Raw genomic sequence first — 17,080 nt, 5'->3', positions numbered from 1 at the left:
GTGGCCCGGCCCGGACCGGGCCGGGCCACGACCGCACCGAGGACAGACGCCACCGCGGACGAGGGCCGCCCGGACGCACCACCCGGGCGGCCCGGCCCGGACCGCCCCGACCAGGAGAGAACCCCCATGCCCGAGCCGTCACGTCCGACCGCCGTCCGGGCCGCCGCCCGCAACGGGTACGTCGGTCTCACCTTCGACGACGGGCCGTCGAGCCGGACGCCCGCCCTCCTGTCCGCCCTGCGCGAGGCCGGACTGCGGGCCACCATGTTCAACCAGGGGAACCACGCCGACGCCGACCCGGGCATGGTGCGCGCCCAGGCCGACGCCGGGATGTGGGTCGCCAACCACAGCTACAGCCACCCCCGCATGACCCGGCTCGGCCGGGCCCGGATGGAGTCCGAGATCTCCCGGACCCAGCGGGCCGTCGCCGCCGCGGGCGGAGGCGTTCCGGAACTCTTCCGGCCGCCCTACGGCGAGACCGACGACACGCTCCGCGCCGCCGCGGCGAAGTACGGGCTCCGGGAGGTCCGCCGCGCCCCGCGGGGAAGAACGCCGGCCGGGCCGTGGTGCCCGCGCCGCCGGCACGGGCCCCGTCCCGGGACGCCTCACGCCCCGGCCGGGACGGCGGCCGGGGCGTGAGGCGCGTGCGGCGGGGCGCCGGTGCGCCGGTGGGTCAGTCCGTCTGGAGCAGGGCGCGGACCATCCGGCAGGTCACCGGGGACGGCGGGTGGACGCCGATCAGCTGGGCGGCCAACTGGACGACCTCGTCCGGGGCCTGCCGGGGGGTGTGGAAGCCCAGGTCGAGCAGGGCTATCGCCAGCCGCATCGCCTTCAGCCGGCGGTTGTGGTCGATGTACCACTCGCGCGGCCGGCCCGGGGGCAGCGGACGCTTCTGGACGGGCACGTAGGGACGGTCGAGCGGGACGGGACGCTTGGCGGTGGACTGGGTGGAACGGGCCTTGGGCCGGGTGGAAGCGGCGGCGGGCACAGGCATCCTCCTGTCGCGGTCGGGGCGCCCGACGGGCCGGCGGACGGCGCCGCCGGACTCCCTCGAACATGCATTCATTCTACTGCCCGGCACCGACAAAGTCCCTGGCCAACAGGGGTTCTGGGGCCTGTGGGGCGGGTGCGGGAAACGAGTTCCGCGGGCCCCTCGGCGGCGTATCGTGAGGCCATGGAGATCTGGATCAACCCGGCCTGCTCGAAGTGCCGCAGCGCGCTCTCCCTGCTCGACGAGGAGGGGGCGGACTACACCGTGCGCCGTTACCTGGAGGACGTCCCGGCCGAGGACGAGATCCGGGCCGTGCTGGACCGGCTCGGTCTGGAGCCGTGGGAGATCACCCGCACGCAGGAGGCCGTGGCGAAGGAGCTGGGGCTCGGGGAGTGGCCGAAGGACGCCGGCTCCCGCGACCGGTGGATCACCGCGCTGGCGGCGCACCCCAGGCTGATCCAGCGGCCGATCATCACCGCCGAGGACGGCACCGCCGTGGTGGCCCGGTCGGAGGAGGCGGTGCGCGAGGCCCTGGCGCGCGACGGGAGGGCGTGAGGGGCGGGCCGGACGCGCCCCCGCCGGAGCCGCGGCGACGCGGCCGCGGCGAGCGGGGGACCCCGCCCGCGGGCGGGTGACCGCGCGGACGGTACCCCCTCGCCGGGCCGGTCAAGCCCATCGCATACGAGCCGCCCGGCCCCGCCCCGCCCCGCGCGGTCCCGGGGGTCCGGGCGCGCCGCCGTCCCTCCCGCACGGAGCCGCCGGGCCGCCTCACAGACCCGTTCGGGGTGCACGGCCCGCCGGTAACACGGGGTTCACACGAGGGCAACGGTCGGGAAATCGCCCCTTGACAGTCTTCGGGACATACCGGCGCACCGATGCCGCAGCGCCTCGCCCCGCGACGACCGTCCCGCACGGTCGAGACCACCGAAGGATGTGGCCCGTGACCTTCAAGGCTGAGTACATCTGGATCGACGGCACCGAGCCGACGGCCAAGCTCCGTTCCAAGACGAAGATCCTGCCCGACGACGCCAAGGGTGCCGAGCTGCCGATCTGGGGCTTCGACGGGTCCAGCACCAACCAGGCCGAGGGCCACGCCTCCGACTGCGTGCTGAAGCCGGTCTTCTCCTGCCCGGACCCGGTCCGCGGCGGCGACGACATCCTGGTGCTGTGCGAGGTCCTGAACATCGACCTCACCCCGCACCCCAGCAACACGCGGGCCGCGCTGGTCGAGGTCGCCGAGCGGTACGCCGCCCAGGAGCCGATCTTCGGCATCGAGCAGGAGTACACGTTCTTCAAGGACAACTACCCGCTGGGCTTCCCGCGCGGCGGCTTCCCGGCCCCGCAGGGCGGCTACTACTGCGGCGTCGGCGCGGACGAGATCTTCGGCCGGGACATCGTCGAGGCGCACCTGGAGAACTGCCTCAAGGCGGGCCTGGGCATCTCCGGCATCAACGCCGAGGTCATGCCGGGCCAGTGGGAGTTCCAGGTCGGCCCGCTCGCCCCGCTCGAGGTCTCCGACCAGCTGTGGATCGCCCGCTGGCTGCTCTACCGCACCGCCGAGGACTTCGGCGTGGCCGCCACCCTCGACCCCAAGCCGGTCAAGGGCGACTGGAACGGCGCCGGCGCGCACACCAACTTCTCCACCAAGGCGATGCGCGAGGGCTACGACGCCATCATCACCGCCTGCGAGTCGCTCGGCGAGGGCTCCAAGCCGCTCGACCACGTCAAGAACTACGGCGCGGGCATCGACGACCGCCTGACCGGCCTGCACGAGACCGCCCCGTGGGACAAGTACTCCTACGGCGTGTCCAACCGCGGCGCCTCGGTCCGCATCCCCTGGCAGGTGGAGAAGGACGGCAAGGGCTACATCGAGGACCGCCGTCCGAACGCCAACGTCGACCCGTACGTGGTGACCCGCCTGCTGGTGGACACCTGCTGCGAGGCGCTGGAGAAGGCCGGCCAGGTCTGACCCGCCGCGGGCCCTGCCCGCGCGGACGGTCCGGGGTGCGGGAGGGGGCGTCGCCAACTGGTGGACGCCCCCTGCACGTTGCGCGCTCGTCTGCTTCAATGGAGCCCATCAACGGCATTCGGAGGTGTGGCATGACAGGTCGCTTCGACCTCGAGCCCTTCTGGCCGTCCCGTCAGCACCACGACTTCGACCGTGTGTGTCGCCGCGCGACCTGCGCGCCGGCCCGCTGACGTCTCCCTCTCCCCGAGGCCCCCGCGGCCTCGTCAGCCTTGCCGCCGCGCGTGATCCACGTCCCGTCCGACGTCCTTCCGCGCGAAAGAGCTGATTGCCATGGCGACCACGCACGCCTCCGACCTGCACGTCTCCGCCCCGCACCCCTACGAGCCCGCCGGGCCCCGCCGCCTGCGGGCCGTGGGCGCCCCCAAGGCCGCCTCCGCCCCCGTCGAGCAGCTGCTGCCGCCGGGCGCGACCTGGCTGCCCGCTCCCCCGCAGGCGGTGCCCTCGCTGCCCGGTCAGCCGCCGATGGTGGGCTACCTCGTCCTGGTGCCCGCGGACCGGCAGCCGCCGTTCCTGCGGGAGGCGACCGCCCTCCTCCCGCAGGCCGGCCCGGACGCCGGGAGCGGGGAGGACGCCGCCGGGGACGGCGGACCGGTCCGCGTCGACACGGTGCGGCGGACCGCCGAGGTGGAGGGGCGGCCGCTGGACCTCACCTACCTGGAGTTCGAGCTCCTCGCCCACCTCGTCGCCCACCCGCACCGGGTGCACACCCGTGACCAGCTGGTGGCCACCGTCTGGGGCTACGGCCACGTCGGCGACGGCCGCACCGTGGACGTCCACGTCGCCCGGCTGCGCCGCAAGCTGGGCGGGTACCGGCAGACCATCCAGACCGTCCGCCGGGTCGGCTACCGGTACACGCCGCCGCGGGCGGACTGAGGTCGACCGCGCCCGCCCGGCCGTGCCAGGCTGCCCCCATGGACCAGCACTGGGAAGAACGGGTCGCGGCGGTGTGGGCGACGTTCGACGACCACCCGGAGACGGAGGAGGGCGCCGAGCGGTTCCGGGCGCGGGTGGCGGCCCTCGCGGACGAACTCCCGGACGACCACCCGTTCGCACTGTTCGAGCGGGCGTGTGCCTGGGACTCGACCGGGCGTTCCGATCTCGCGGTGCCGCTCTACGAACGGGCGCTGGAGGGCGGGCTCGACGGCTACAAGGGCCGCCGGGCCCGCATCCAGCTGGCCAGTTCGTTGCGCAACATCGGCCGGGCCGATCGGGGCCTCGAGCTGCTGGAGCCCGAACTGGACGCCCCATCCGACGAGTTGGACGACGCGGTGCGGGCCACCATGGCGCTCTGCCTGTCCTCGCTGGGGCGGGACCGCGAAGGGCTCTCCCTGGTGCTGGAGGCGCTGGCCGCCCATCTTCCGCGCTACCGGCGGTCGATGGGCGCCTACGCCCGCCTCCTGCGGAACCCGTGAGGAACGACTCTCCCACCAACGGGTGACCATCGCTCGATTCGCTCGTTCTGCTGAACGTGCAGCCACAGCATGTCGTCTCCCATCCGCCCGCCCGCAAGGCCGGACCGCACCGCCCCGGCGGGGGCCTCGACGTCGAGCAGGCCGAGGCCGCGCTCGTCGAGCACTACCCGCGGCTGGTCCGGCTCGCGTACCTGCTGCTGCCGTCCGCCCCGGACCGCGGCCGGCGGGTCCTCGCCGCGCACGCCGTCACCCAGCGCGCGCTGCCCAGGGGGAGGACGCCGTCCTCGGTGATCCCCGCCCAGGCGCACGGCCGGGAGGGCGACCCCGGGTACGCGGTGGTCCGCATGAGGATCGTGCGCGCCGCCATGGAGGCGGGCGGGAGGCGGCCGCTGCACCGGGCCGTGCGGCTGCCGCCGCTGCTCCCCCAGGTGTGGGGACTGCGGCTGTTCCCCCGCTCCGGCGGGGCGGGCGAGCTGGCGCTGGAGCAGCGGCTGGCCGCCCTCTCGCCGGCCGGCCGGGCGGCGTACGTGCTGCGCGGGCTGGAGCGGCTGCCGGACGACGAGGTCCGCGAGGTCCTGGAGTCGGCCGGGGTGGAGAACCCGTACACGGCGATCCGCGAGGCGGACAAGGTGCCGGTCCAGTACACGCTGCTGGACTCCCCCGAGTTCGACCCGTGCGCGCTCCAGGCCCGCCCGACCGATCTGATGCGCCGCCGCCAGCACACCAGGGCGGCGCTGGCCGCGGCGGCGGCGGCCGCGATCTGCGCGGCGCTGGTGCTGACGCCCGGCGAGGGCTGGGGACCGGACGGCGCGGCGGCCCCGCCGCACGCCGGCAACCCCGCGGCGCGGGCCGCCCTGGACCCGGGTGAGCTGTCCCGGGCGGCTCCGGCCGCCTGGCGGACCTCGGCCCGTCTGGACTTCTCGGTCTGGCCGGCCCGGGGCGCGCTGGCCGGCGACGAACGGCTGCTGCGCCGGGCGCTGGCGGTCTGGGCCCGCCCGGGGCGCACGGTGCAGGTGTCCGCGACCACCGGCACGCCCTCCGGCGGCCCGGCGGGCCCGCCGCGGCTGCTCTACGCGGGCGAGGTCGACGGCGCCCGGGTGGTCCTGCTCCACGACGGCCTGCGGGTCGTCCGGTACGCGGAGCCGTCCGCCGGCGCCGGCGGCGCGGCGCTGGACCTCGCGCGGGTCGACGGCGCGGAGGACGTCACGGCGAGCGCCGTGGTGGTGGGCCGCTCCGACGGAAACGTCCGCTACCTCCTGGCCCCCTGGGTGACGAAGGCGGCGGGCCGGGACCTGATGGGCGGCGGGGACGGGACCCGCAGGACGCTGCTGGACATCGGCCCGGACGGGGTGACCTCCCCGCTGGCCGGGCCGGTGCGGCAGCGGCCCGGCGCGTGCACCGCGTGGAACGCGCTGGAGCTCACCGGGGCGGACGGCCGGCGGATGGTGACCGATCTGGGTGAGCTGACCCCGGCCGCGCTGACGGTGGGCGAGCCGGGTGACGCCCCCGCCGACTTCGGTCCCCGGTCGCGTCAGGCGTGGCGGCCGCTGGCCTGTTCGCTGGCGACGATGCGCGGTCAGGGCGTGCGGTCGGTGAACGCCTGGCGGTTCGCCGAGCAGCCGCTGCCGGACGGCACCGGGACGGCGGCCTGGGTGTGCACGCGTTCCGAGACCTGGCGGGGCGAGGGCGTCCAGGTGCTGGCCCAGTTCCGTCCGCCGGGCGTGGAGGCGGCGGCGGTCACCGCCAAGGCCGCGGACGCGACGGCCTGCGGGGCGCGTGACCCGCAGGTGGTGGCGGGCGTGCTGTGGAAGGCGGGCGGCGGGGACTGGCACCTGCTGGCGGCGGGCGGTCCGCGGACCGCGTCGATCACGGCGTCCGGCGGGGTGCGCGCCGAGGCCGAGGGGCGGTTCCTCAGCACCCCCGCCGAGCAGGGGGCGCGGGCCGATCTCAGGGCGACGCTCTCCGACGGCCGCGAGGTCACGGGGCTGGGCTGAGGCCGGGGCCGCCGTCCTGCCCGCGGCCCCGCCCCGCCGTTAAGGTGTTCGTATGACTACCGGGGTACGTCGCAGGATGGGGGTCGAGGAGCGGCGGCAGCAGTTGATCGACGTCGCGCTCGAACTGTTCAGCCACCGCTCGCCCGACGAGGTCTCCATCGACGAGATCGCCGCCGCCGCGGGCATCTCGCGCCCCCTGGTGTACCACTACTTCCCGGGCAAGCAGAGCCTCTACGAGGCGGCGCTGAAGCTGGCCTCGCAGGACCTGGCCGGACGGTTCACCGAGCCCCGGGAGGGACCGCTGGGCGCCCGGCTGCTGCGGGTGATGCGCCGCTTCTTCGACTTCGTCGACGAACACGGTCCGGGTTTCTCGGCGCTGATGCGCGGCGGCCCGGCGGTGGGGTCGTCGACCACCAACGCGCTGGTCGACGGGGTGCGGCAGGTGGCCTTCGAGCAGATGCTGCGGCACCTGGCGCTGGAACCGCCGGTCTCGCCCCGCCTGGAGCTGCTGCTGCGTTCCTGGATCTCGCTCACCGAGACGACGGCGCTGCTGTGGCTGGCGGACCGGAGGGTCCCCCGTGCGGAGCTGGAGGTCCGGCTGGTGCACGACTTCGCCGCCCTGGCCGCGGTCGCCGCCACCTCGGACGCCGGGCTGGCGGACCTGCTGCGCCGGGTGCTGGCCGAGGAGCCGGAGGACAGCCCGTTCGTCGAGCTGATCGGCAAGCTGGTCGCGCTGGCCCCCTGAGGGCGGGCAGGAATCCGTCAACGGTCCTGGGGAAGACGGCAGTTCATATCCTGTCGGACCTTCCCAGAGATGAGTGTGACGTCATGTCCTCCTTCGACCGCCCGCAGCCGAAGAACGGTCTCGCCATCCCCGCCCTGGTGCTCGGCATCCTGGCGGTCGTCTTCTTCTGGACCGTGATCGGCGGCATCCTGCTCGGTGTGCTCGCGCTGGTCTTCGGGATCCTGGGCATGCGCCGGGCGCGCCGCGGCGGCGCACCGCACGGCAAGCTGGCGATCGCCGGCGCGGTGCTGGGCGGTGTGGGGCTGATCGCCTCGCTGGTGCTGGTGGCGGTCGGGGCGTCGATCGTCGGCTCGGACGAGTTCAAGAACCTCCAGGAGTGCGTCGAGCAGGCGAAGACGCAGGCGGAGCTGGACCGGTGCGAGCGTGACTACGGCAACGAGGTCGACGACTGACCGGGCCGGCTCCCGGGAAACGCGGACGGCGGCGCCCCCACGGTGCGTGGGGGCGCCGCCGTCGCCGTCGCGGGGCCCGGTCAGGAGGCGGTGAACACCGCCACCGTCCGGCCCGGCACGCTGAACGTGCCGTCCTCGAAGGACGCGGACTTCACCACCGCGTCGGATCCGGAGGCCTGCACCGGGTGGAGCCGGTACGCGGCGTCGCCGAGTCCGCCGACGTGCTGCTCCCGCGCCTGGGGGGTGGCGTTGAAGACCACCATCAGGTCGCCGAGCCGCATGGTGATGACGCCGGGCGTCTCGTTCTCGCCGGAGAGCGGGAAGGACAGCTTCTGCTGCACCTTCTCCGCGCTGTCCAGCGAGAACGCCTTCTCCGTGGTGCGGATCCGCAGCAGGTCGCGGTAGGCGGCGGAGGCCCCCTCGATCTCCTCGCAGCCCATCGGGCCCACCGACGGATTCGTCAGCAGGGGCTTGGCGTAGCCCCACTTGGGCTCGTTGTCGGCCGCCGGGGGCAGGCCGCGGCCGAAGCCGTTGCCGGCCTCGCAGTTCCAGTGGACGGCGTTGAACCAGTCGCCGCTGTCGTAGGAGTTGCGGTCCAGCGACTTCGAGCGCAGCAGGTCGGTTCCGGCCTGGGAGAGCGCCGGTCCCTGGGAGAGGGCGGCGGTCGCCATGGCGAGGACCTGCATCCGTGCCCGGTCGCCGGCCGGGGTGCCGGCCGGCAGCTTGAAGGCGAGGGCGTCGAACAGCGACTCGTTGTCGTGGGCGTCGGCGTAGGCGAGGGCGTCGCCGGGGGCCTCGGCGTAGCCGGCGGGCGAGCCGTTGTAGTCGACCTGGGCGCCGGTGACCTCCTTGCCGGAGGTGTCGGTGAAGCGGTAGCCGGCCAGGTTGCCGGTGAGGCCGACCTTGATCAGGTCGTGGTAGTGCAGCAGCCGGGCCTTCTGCTCGGCCTCGCTGCCGTTGGCGTCGGAGGTGTTGGGGTCGGTGTAGAGGCCGGAGGCGAAGCCCTGGACGCCCGGGTCCTCGTCGAAGGGGCCGCCGCCGCGGACGGCGTCGCGGGCGCGGTCGGAGAAGGTGGCGATGCCGGTACCGGCCATGTGCTTCTGGGTGGCCTGGACGAACCGGGCGTCGTCGGCGATCTCGCCGAAGTTCCAGCCCTCGCCGTACAGCAGGATGTTCCTGCCGTCGACGCCGTCCTTCTCCAGGGTGAGGGAGTCCAGCGCCTCGCGGACGGCGACCATGTTGGCCTTGGGGTGGTGGCCCATCAGGTCGAAGCGGAAGCCGTCGACCTTGTACTCCTTGGCCCAGGTGACCACGGAGTCGACGACCAGCTTGCCCATCATGGCGTTCTCGGGCGCGGTGTTGGCGCAGCAGGTGGAGGTGGCCACGCTGCCGTCGGCGAGGAGCCGGTGGTAGTAGCCGGGCACGATCCGGTCGAGGACCGAGGTCTTCGCCTGGCCGGACGCGGCGGTGTGGTTGTAGACCACGTCCATCACGACGCGCAGGCCGTTGTCGTTGAGCGACTTGACCATCTGCCGGAACTCGGCGGTGCGCTTCGTGCCGTCGGGGTCGGAGGCGTAGGAGCCCTCGGGGACGGTGTAGTGGTACGGGTCGTAGCCCCAGTTGTAGGCGTCCTTGGCCGCGGTGGCGGCGACGCACTCCTGCTGGCGGGGCGAGTCGGCGGGCAGCGACGCCAGGTCGCAGTCCGGGGTCGCCTGGTCCGCCTTGCGCTCGGGGATGGTGGCGATGTCGAACGCGGGCAGCAGGTGGACGTGGGAGGTGCCGGCGTCGGCCAGCTCCTTCAGGTGCCGGGAGCCGTCGCTGCCGGTGTCGGCGAAGGCCCGGTAGGTGCCCCGGTCGGCGGCCGGCACGGTGCCGTCGGCGACGGAGAAGTCGCGGATGTGCAGCTCCTGGATCTGCGCGTCGCGCAGCGGCACGGCCTTGGGCTTGTCGAGGCCGGCCCAGCCGGCGGGGGCGAGGGCGCGGTCGCCGAGGTCGACGACCAGGCTGTGGGTGGAGTCGGCGGTCAGGGCGACCGAGTAGGGGTCGGTGACCTTGTTGACGACGACCTTCTGCTCGGTGGGCGCGAAGACCTTCACCACGTAGCGGTAGGGCTTGTTCTTCCACGAGGCGGGGCCGGTGACCGACCAGACGCCGGTGGCGCCGTCACGCTTCATCGGCACCGTGGCGGTGCCGATCTCGAGGTCGACGTCCTGTGCGGTGGGCGCCCACACCGAGAGGGTGGGGCGGCCGCCGTCGAGGACCGGGCCGAGGTCGGCCTGGGTGGCCTTCGGGTACAGGTCGTCCAGGACGCCCGCGGTCTGCACGCCGGTGGCGGCGAGGACCGCCCCGTTGGCGGCGTGCTGGGCGGCGACGACCTGGCCGCGCAGCGCGGTGCGGACGCGGTCGGCGTCGCGCGGGTCGACGGTCCAGGCGGTGCCCTTGGCGAGGTGCGGGAAGCGCTCCTTCTGCTCGTCGGTGAGCTTGCCCGGGTTGAGCCGCAGCCAGGCGGCGTCGCCGGTGAGCGCGCCGTCCTTCACCGCGAGGGAGCCGTCGCGGGAGGCGAGCAGCTGGGTGGAGGCGGCGGCCGGGGAGCCGTCCCAGACGACGGTGGCGCGGTCGATCCAGACGGCCTTGGAGGTCGTCAGGTCGAGGGCTCCGGCGCTGCCCGCGGGCTGCGGGAGCAGGTACTTCTCCTGGCCGGCCAGCAGCCAGACCTCGTGGCCGTTCGCCTTGAGGTCCAGGGCCTGGTCGGTGGGCAGGTCCTTCTGGTCGCCCTTGTGGAGGATGTAGCTGAGGCTGGTCGCGCCGTCGGCGAGGGGCACCTCGTAGACCGCGCCGAAGGAGTCGACCTTGCTCGGCTGCACGGGGCGGGCCCAGTCGGTCGGGTTCGCGGCGCCGGACCAGACGTGCAGGCCCCAGCCGTCGTAGTCGCCGTCCGCGCGGTGGTAGTGCAGGACGGCCTTGGAGCGGTCGGGCTCGGGGTACTCGCCGGCGGGCTTCTCGGTGCGGACGGTCTCCTTGCCCTGCTCGATCCAGACCTCGCCGGTGCGGGTGACGTCGACGGTGCGGTCGGCGGCGACGTCCTTGTTCCCGTCCTTGTCGATCACCAGGAAGCCGACGTCGGAGGCGCCGGGCTTGAGCTTGACCCAGGCGAAGGCGCCGTAGGCGTCGCGGCCGACGAAGGGATGGCTCCTGGGCCACTCGGTGGCCTCGCCCTCGGCGATGTCGCCCCAGGCGTACAGGCCCCAGTCGTCGTAGTCGCCGTCGGCGCGCTTGTAGTGGACCAGCACGTGGTCGCGGGAGGTGGCGACGGGCTTCTCGGGCGCGGGCGGGGTGCCGGTGGTGCTCTCGCCGAGGTCGCTCGCGGTGCGGCCGGCCCGGTCGACCACGACGGCCTTGTAGCGCAGGGCGGTCCCGGCGGGGACGTCCTCGCCGATGGTGTGGGTCACCCGGTAGGGGGCGTGGTCGGCGGAGCCGAGGACCTTCCAGGGGCCGTTGCCGACCTGGGCGGCGAAGACGACGCGGTTGAGCCGGCCGCCGTCGGTGTCCGCGTCCACGGTCACGGTGCCGGTGGCGCCGGCGTCCGGGGCGGTGAGGGTGACGGAGGGCGCGGCGGCCGGCTTCGGCAGCGGGGCCCTGGCCTGGAACACGACGGCGGAGCCGGCGGGGACGGTGACCGTCACCTTGCGGTCGGCGTCGCTCCTGACGGTGGCGTCGGTGCCGTGGATGCCGCGGAAGGAGGCGTCGGCGGAGCCGGTGGCGAAGGTGGCGGACTTGGCCTCGCCGGCGTTGTTGAAGGCGACCAGGTACTCGACGCCGCTCCTGGCGTCGGTGCGGGAGAAGGCGTAGACGCCCGCCCCGTCGGCCGCGTAGCGCTCGGTCTGCACGCCGTCGGCGAGGGCCGGGTGGGCCTTGCGCAGCTTGGCGAGGGCGCTGATCTGCCGGTAGAGCGGTGCTCCGGTGTCGAAGGCGTCCTCGGCGTGGGTGCGGTCGGTGCCGATCCGGTCGTCGTCGAGGTAGTCGGCGGTCTTCGAGGCGAACATGCTCTGGCGGGCGTCCTTGTCGCCGCCGTTGCCGGTGAAGCCCTGCTCGTCGCCGTAGTAGACCACCGGGTTGCCGCGGCCGAGGAACATCAGCTCGTTGGCCAGCTTCGCCTTACGCAGCAGTGCGGCGTCCGAGGCGCCGGAGTCGTCGGCCTTCAGGAAGTGGCCGATGCGCCCCATGTCGTGGTTGCCGAGGAAGGTGACCTGCTCGTACGCGTTGGCCTTGTCGGTGGCGTACTTGTAGTCGTCGCCGTAGACCGAGGAGAGCTTCCTGGCGCTGCCGCCCTGGGAGGCGTACTGGCGCGCGGCCTCCTGGAAGGGGAAGTCGAGCGTCGAGTCGAGGCGGCCCTCGGTGACGTAGGGGGCGGTGACGGAGGTGTCGCTGGAGTACACCTCGCCGAACATGAAGAAGTCGTCGCGGCCCCGCTTCGCGGCGTACGCGTCGAGGGCGGTGGCCCACTGGGTCCAGAACTCCATGTTGACGTGCTTCACGGTGTCGATCCGGAAGCCGTCGATGTCGAAGTCCTTGACCCAGCGCTGGTAGATCTTCTCCATGCCGGAGACGACCTCGGGGCGCTCGGTCCACAGGTCGTCGAGGCCGGAGAAGTCGCCGTAGGTGGTGGACTCGCCGGCGTAGGTGGAGTCGCCGCGGTTGTGGTACATCGCCGGGTCGTTGAGCCAGGCGGGGACCTTGACGTCCTTCTTCGCCTGCGGCACCACGGGGGTGCGGGGGAAGGAGCCGGAGTCCACGGCGGGGAAGCGGTCGCGGCCCTCCGCGTAGTCGGCGTCGTCGAAGGGCTTCCCGTCCTTCGTCAGGTACGGGAAGGCGCCCTTGGAGAGGTAGGAGTAGGACTTCTCCCGGTAGTCGACGACGTCGGCGGTGTGGTTGGTGATGACGTCGAAGAAGACCTTCATGCCCTTGGCGTGGGCCGCGTCGATCAGCTTCTCCAGGTCGGCGTTGGTGCCGAAGTGCGGGTCGACCTGGGTGAAGTCGGTGATCCAGTAGCCGTGGTAGCCGGCCGAGGCCTGGTCGCCGGTGCCCTGCACGGGCTGGTTCTTGAAGATGGGCGCCATCCAGATGGCGGTGGTGCCCATGCCCTTGATGTAGTCGAGCTTCTCGGTCAGGCCCTTGAGGTCGCCGCCCTGGTAGAAGCCCTTGTCCGCGGGGTCGAAGCCGGTGGCCAGGCGGGAGCCGGTGAGGCCGCCGCGGTCGTTGGAGGCGTCGCCGTTGGCGAAACGATCCGGCAGGACGAAGTAGAACTGCTCGCGGGTCAGGTCGTGGCGGGCCGGCTGGGCGGCGAGCTTCGCGTCCGACGGGGGCGCCGGGGGCTCGGCGGCCTGGGCGGCGAGCGGCGGGAGCAGGGTCGCGGCGAGCGCGACGGCGACGGCCGTGGCGGCGGTCCGCGCCCCGCCCGCGAGGCCCCGGCCCGGCTTCCTGCCGCCGGTGGGGCCGGGGAGCGGCGACGCCGCTCCGGTTCTCCTGGTACTCACCACGAAGGTCCTCCTTGACGTCCGGTGAGCTGCGGTGCCGCGGCCGGCGGAGCGTGGGGGTGGCCGCGGCGGAGGGCTGGGTTCACCCGTGGCCTGCCGCGAGGGGCGGCAGGCCACGGGGAGTCGTGCGGTGGTGCGGTGGAGCGGTGGAGCCGGTGGACCACGGACCGATCGAGCGGGCGGGACGTCGGCCCGTGGTCCACCGGAGCGTGGGGGTGGGTGACCGGTGTCAGCCGGTGGTCCACCAGGCGGTGGTGTCGGCCGGGACGAGGGCCTCGCCGTCGGTGACGGCGACCTCGTCGCTGGCCATCAGCAGACGGCCGGGCGCCGGGAACGGCACCGGCTCGCCGGTGGTGTTGGCGACGCAGACGAACGCGCCGCGGCGGAACGCCAGCACGCCCTCGGGGGCGGGCAGCCACCGCACGTCCTCCCCCGCGCCGAGGTCCGGCGTCGCGCGGCGCACGGCGAGGGCGGAGCGGTACAGCTCCAGCGTGGAGCCGGGCACCCCGGTCTGCGCCTCGACGCTCAGCTCGCCCCAGCCCTCAGGCTGCGGGAGCCAGCTGCCGCCCGGCCCGAAGCCGTGGCTGGAGCCCTCGCGGGTCCACGGGATCGGCACCCGGCAGCCGTCGCGGAAGCCGTCCTGGCCCGCGCCGCGGAAGTAGGCGGGGTCCTGGCGCACCTCGTCGGCCAGGTCGACGACGTCCGGCAGGCCGAGCTCCTCGCCCTGGTAGATGTAGGCGGAGCCGGGCAGCGCCAGCATCAGCAGGGTGGCGGCGCGGGCGCGGCGCAGGCCGAGCTCGCGGTCGCCGGCCTCGCGGATCTGGGTGCCCATGCCGGCCGGGTTGCCGAAGCGGGTGGCGTGCCGGGTCACGTCGTGGTTGGAGAGCACCCAGGTGGCGGGCGCGCCCACCGGCTTCATCGCCTCCAGGGTGCGGTCGATGATCCCGCGCAGCTCGGTGGCGTCCCAGTAGCTGCTCAGGTACTGGAAGTTGAACGCCTGGTGCAGCTCGTCGGGGCGCACGTAGTTGGCGGTGCGCTCGACGGTCGGGGTCCACGCCTCGGCGACGAACACCCGGTCCCCGCTGTACTCGTCGAGGATGCGGCGCCACTGGCGGTAGATCTCGTGGACGCCGTCCTGGTCGAAGAACGGGACGACGCCGTCGCCGAGCAGCTTGACCTGCTCGCTGCCGCCGAGGTCGGGCAGGCCCGCGGCCTTGACCATGCCGTGCGCGACGTCGATGCGGAAGCCGTCGACGCCCATGTCCAGCCAGAAGCGCAGGATGGAGCGGAACTCGTCGTTGACCGCCGGGTGCTCCCAGTTGAAGTCGGGCTGCTCCGGGGCGAACAGGTGGAGGTACCACTCGCCGGGCGTGCCGTCGGGCTCGGTGACCCGGGTCCAGGCGGGGCCGCCGAAGATGGACTCCCAGTCGTTGGGCGGGAGTTCGCCGTTCGCGCCCTTGCCGGGGCGGAAGTGGTAGCGGTCGCGCAGCGGCGAGCCGGGGCCCTCGGCGAGGGCCCGCTTGAACCACTCGTGCTGGTCGGAGGAGTGGTTGGGCACCAGGTCGACGATGATCCGCAGGCCCAGCTCGTGGGCGTCGCGGATGAGGCCGTCGGCGTCCAGCAGGTTGCCGAACATCGGGTCGACGGCGCGGTAGTCGGCGACGTCGTAGCCGGCGTCGGCCTGCGGGGAGGCGTAGAAGGGGCTCAGCCACACCGCGTCCACGCCCAGGTCGCGCAGGTAGGGCAGCCGGGCGCGGATGCCGGGCAGGTCGCCCATGCCGTCGCCGTCGCTGTCGGCGAAGCTGCGCGGGTAGACCTGGTAGATCACCGCGTCGCGCCACCAGTCGTGGCGGTCCGCGACGGCGTGGCCGGCGGTGCGGGAAGCCGGGCCGTGGGTGGGAGAAACCGGTTCGGCGGTCTGGTGACTCATGACGTCCTTGTTGTGTGCCGAGGGTCGCTGTCGTGTGGGGGGGTGGTGCCGGTGGCGCCGCGGTCAGCCCTTGGTGCCGCCGGCGGTGAGGCCGGCGACCAGGTTCCTCTGGACGAGGTAGAAGAAGGCCGAGACCGGGATCGCCACCAGGACCGCGGTGGCGGCCATCAGGTGCCGCTGGGCGTCGTGCTCGCTGACGAAGCTCTGCAGACCCACCGCGAAGGTGTACTTGGTGTCGTCGAGCATGAACGTCGAGGCGAAGGCGACCTCGCCGAACGCGGTGATGAAGTTGTAGAAGGCTGCCACCGCCAGGCCCGGCCGGGCCAGCGGCAGGATCAGCCGCACGAAGGTGCCGAACGGGCTCAGGCCGTCGACGCGGCCGGCCTCGTCGATCTCGAAGGGGATGGTGTCGAAGTAGCCCTTGAGCAGCCACGCCGAGTAGGGGACGGCGGTGGAGCAGTAGACCAGGATCAGACCGCCGTAGGTGTCGAGCAGCCGCAGCTCGGTGAGGAGCTGGTACATCGGCACGATCAGCACGGCGATCGGGAACATCTGGGTGCACAGCAGCACCCACATCAGCTTCTTCTGCCCGGGGAAGCGCATCCGGGAGACGGCGTAGCCGGTGGTCGCCGCGATCAGCACGCCGAGCACGGTGGTGCCGAGCGAGACGATCAGCGAGCTCTGCAGCCAGTGGAAGAAGTTGGTCTCGGTGAGCACCTGGACGTAGTTGTCCAGGGTGGCCTTGCCGAAGATGCCGGCGGGGCGCAGGTAGTCGTCCTTGTCCGGGCCGAGCGACAGCAGGAAGATCCAGGCGACCGGGAGGACGGCGATCAGGCTCGCGACGATCAGCACCGCGTGCGTGGCGATCCGGACCAGGGGGCGGGGCTCGCCGCGGCGGCGCACCGCCTTGGGCGCGGTCCGGGCGGGGGCCGCCTCGACGGGGGTCTCGAGGGTGTTGGTAGTCATGGCTCCTGCCTCAGGACTGCTGCTCGCCGCGGGCCAGCCAGCGGCGGTAGAAGGACGTGAAGACGACCAGGATCGCCAGCAGCAACATGCCGTAGGACGCCGACTGCGCGAAGTCCCGCGGCTGCTGGCCGAAGCCCAGGAAGTAGGCCCAGGTGACCAGGATCTGCGCGTCCGGCGCCTTGGTGCCGAACAGCAGGAAGATGACCGCGAACTGGTTGAACGTCCAGATGATGCCCAGCAGCACCACGGTGGAGCTCACCGCGCGCAGGCCGGGCAGGGTGACGTAGCGGAACCGCTGCCAGGGGGACGCGCCGTCGAGTTCGGCCGCCTCGTAGAGGTTGGCGTCGATCGACTGCAGGCCGCCGAGCAGCGAGACCATCATGAACGGCACGCCGCACCAGGTGTTGACCATGATCGCGGCGAACCGCTGCCAGAAGCTGTCCTCCAGCCAGGCCGGCGTCGGCAGGTTCAGCAGTTCCAGGCCGGCGTTGATGACGCCCTGGTCCGCGAGCATGAAGCGCCAGCCGAAGACGGTGACGAAGGTGGGCACGGCCCAGGGCAGGATCAGCATCAGCCGGTAGAAGGTGCGCCCGCGGATCTTCTGGTTGAGCAGCATCGCCAGGCCGAGGCCCAGCGTGTAGTGGAGCGTCACGCAGGCGACGGTCCACACGATGGTCCAGATGAAGTGCGACCAGAACCGGTCGTACGCGGTCTCTCCGAAGAGGATGTCCGCGTAGTTGTCCAGCCCGACGAACTTGTACGTCGCCTCGATCTCGTTCACGCCGATGGTGCGCGCGGAGTTCAGCGAGTTCGCGTCGGTCAGGGTGAGCCAGAAGCCGTAGGCCAGCGGGTACAGGACGAGCACGCCCAGCACCAGGACCACCGGCGCGATCATCGCGTAGGCGTACCAGTGCCGACGCCATCCGTGGCGGATACGAGCGATCATGGATACGACACCTTCGAGGCCGGGACCCGGCCGTTCGTCGGGATGGAGGGGGAGGGACGGCAGGGGCGGGGGCGGGCCGCC

The 17,080-nt window shown here is 73.2% G+C and carries 12 protein-coding genes and 1 pseudogene; 8 read left to right on the top strand and 5 right to left on the bottom strand.

What is annotated here, in order from left to right; translation table 11 throughout:
- Nucleotides 1-156: 156 nt before the first annotated feature.
- Nucleotides 157-528: pseudogene (locus A2U95_RS15585) on the top strand (polysaccharide deacetylase family protein); the annotation flags it as partial.
- A 145-nt stretch (nucleotides 529-673) separates the two neighbouring features.
- Here A2U95_RS15585 and A2U95_RS15580 read toward each other — a convergent pair.
- Nucleotides 674-988: a hypothetical protein gene (locus A2U95_RS15580; protein ID WP_166022970.1), complete on the bottom strand. Its 315-nt coding sequence runs from the start codon at nucleotides 986-988 to the stop codon at nucleotides 674-676.
- A gap of 186 nt (nucleotides 989-1,174) precedes the next feature.
- On the opposite strand from A2U95_RS15580, the gene A2U95_RS15575 reads away from it, so the two are divergent.
- The 7 genes from A2U95_RS15575 to A2U95_RS15545 all read left to right on the top strand — a co-directional run bounded on the left by A2U95_RS15575 (nucleotide 1,175) and on the right by A2U95_RS15545 (nucleotide 7,623).
- Nucleotides 1,175-1,546, top strand: a complete 372-nt coding sequence (locus A2U95_RS15575; RefSeq protein WP_166022968.1) for an arsenate reductase family protein — start codon at nucleotides 1,175-1,177, stop codon at nucleotides 1,544-1,546.
- Nucleotides 1,547-1,931: 385 nt separating this feature from the next.
- On the top strand, nucleotides 1,932-2,960 hold the full coding sequence (gene glnII / locus A2U95_RS15570; RefSeq protein WP_166022966.1) for a glutamine synthetase: 1,029 nt from the start codon (nucleotides 1,932-1,934) through the stop codon (nucleotides 2,958-2,960).
- Between the two features lie 330 nt (nucleotides 2,961-3,290).
- Complete coding sequence (locus tag A2U95_RS15565) at nucleotides 3,291-3,893, top strand: winged helix-turn-helix domain-containing protein (protein WP_166022964.1); 603 nt, start codon at nucleotides 3,291-3,293, stop codon at nucleotides 3,891-3,893.
- 38 nt (nucleotides 3,894-3,931) lie between these two features.
- Nucleotides 3,932-4,432 (top strand): tetratricopeptide repeat protein, encoded by a 501-nt coding sequence (locus tag A2U95_RS15560; protein WP_166022962.1) that lies wholly within the window; start codon nucleotides 3,932-3,934, stop codon nucleotides 4,430-4,432.
- Nucleotides 4,433-4,488: 56 nt separating this feature from the next.
- Entirely contained in the window at nucleotides 4,489-6,426 is a 1,938-nt protein-coding gene (locus A2U95_RS15555) for a hypothetical protein (protein ID WP_240957335.1), read from the top strand.
- A 52-nt stretch (nucleotides 6,427-6,478) separates the two neighbouring features.
- Nucleotides 6,479-7,171, top strand: a complete 693-nt coding sequence (locus A2U95_RS15550; RefSeq protein WP_166022960.1) for a TetR/AcrR family transcriptional regulator — start codon at nucleotides 6,479-6,481, stop codon at nucleotides 7,169-7,171.
- A gap of 83 nt (nucleotides 7,172-7,254) precedes the next feature.
- Entirely contained in the window at nucleotides 7,255-7,623 is a 369-nt protein-coding gene (locus tag A2U95_RS15545; protein ID WP_166022958.1) for a DUF4190 domain-containing protein, read from the top strand.
- A gap of 80 nt (nucleotides 7,624-7,703) precedes the next feature.
- On the opposite strand, the gene pulA is transcribed toward A2U95_RS15545, so the two are convergent.
- The 4 genes from pulA to A2U95_RS15525 form a co-directional block, all read right to left on the bottom strand.
- The gene (pulA, locus tag A2U95_RS15540) at nucleotides 7,704-13,157 is read right to left on the bottom strand and encodes a pullulanase-type alpha-1,6-glucosidase (protein WP_166022956.1); all 5,454 of its coding nucleotides are present in this window, start codon (nucleotides 13,155-13,157) and stop codon (nucleotides 7,704-7,706) included.
- A gap of 229 nt (nucleotides 13,158-13,386) precedes the next feature.
- Nucleotides 13,387-15,087 (bottom strand): glycoside hydrolase family 13 protein, encoded by a 1,701-nt coding sequence (locus A2U95_RS15535; protein ID WP_166022954.1) that lies wholly within the window; start codon nucleotides 15,085-15,087, stop codon nucleotides 13,387-13,389.
- A gap of 63 nt (nucleotides 15,088-15,150) precedes the next feature.
- Nucleotides 15,151-16,053, bottom strand: a complete 903-nt coding sequence (locus tag A2U95_RS15530; protein ID WP_166022952.1) for a sugar ABC transporter permease — start codon at nucleotides 16,051-16,053, stop codon at nucleotides 15,151-15,153.
- A 10-nt stretch (nucleotides 16,054-16,063) separates the two neighbouring features.
- Entirely contained in the window at nucleotides 16,064-16,999 is a 936-nt protein-coding gene (locus A2U95_RS15525) for an ABC transporter permease subunit (protein WP_166022950.1), read from the bottom strand.
- Nucleotides 17,000-17,080: the final 81 nt, after the last annotated feature.

It is taken from the genome of Streptomyces chilikensis, assembly GCF_001642695.1.
Lineage (GTDB): Bacteria > Actinomycetota > Actinomycetes > Streptomycetales > Streptomycetaceae > Streptomyces > Streptomyces chilikensis.
This window is presented reverse-complemented; position numbering and strand designations above follow the sequence as displayed.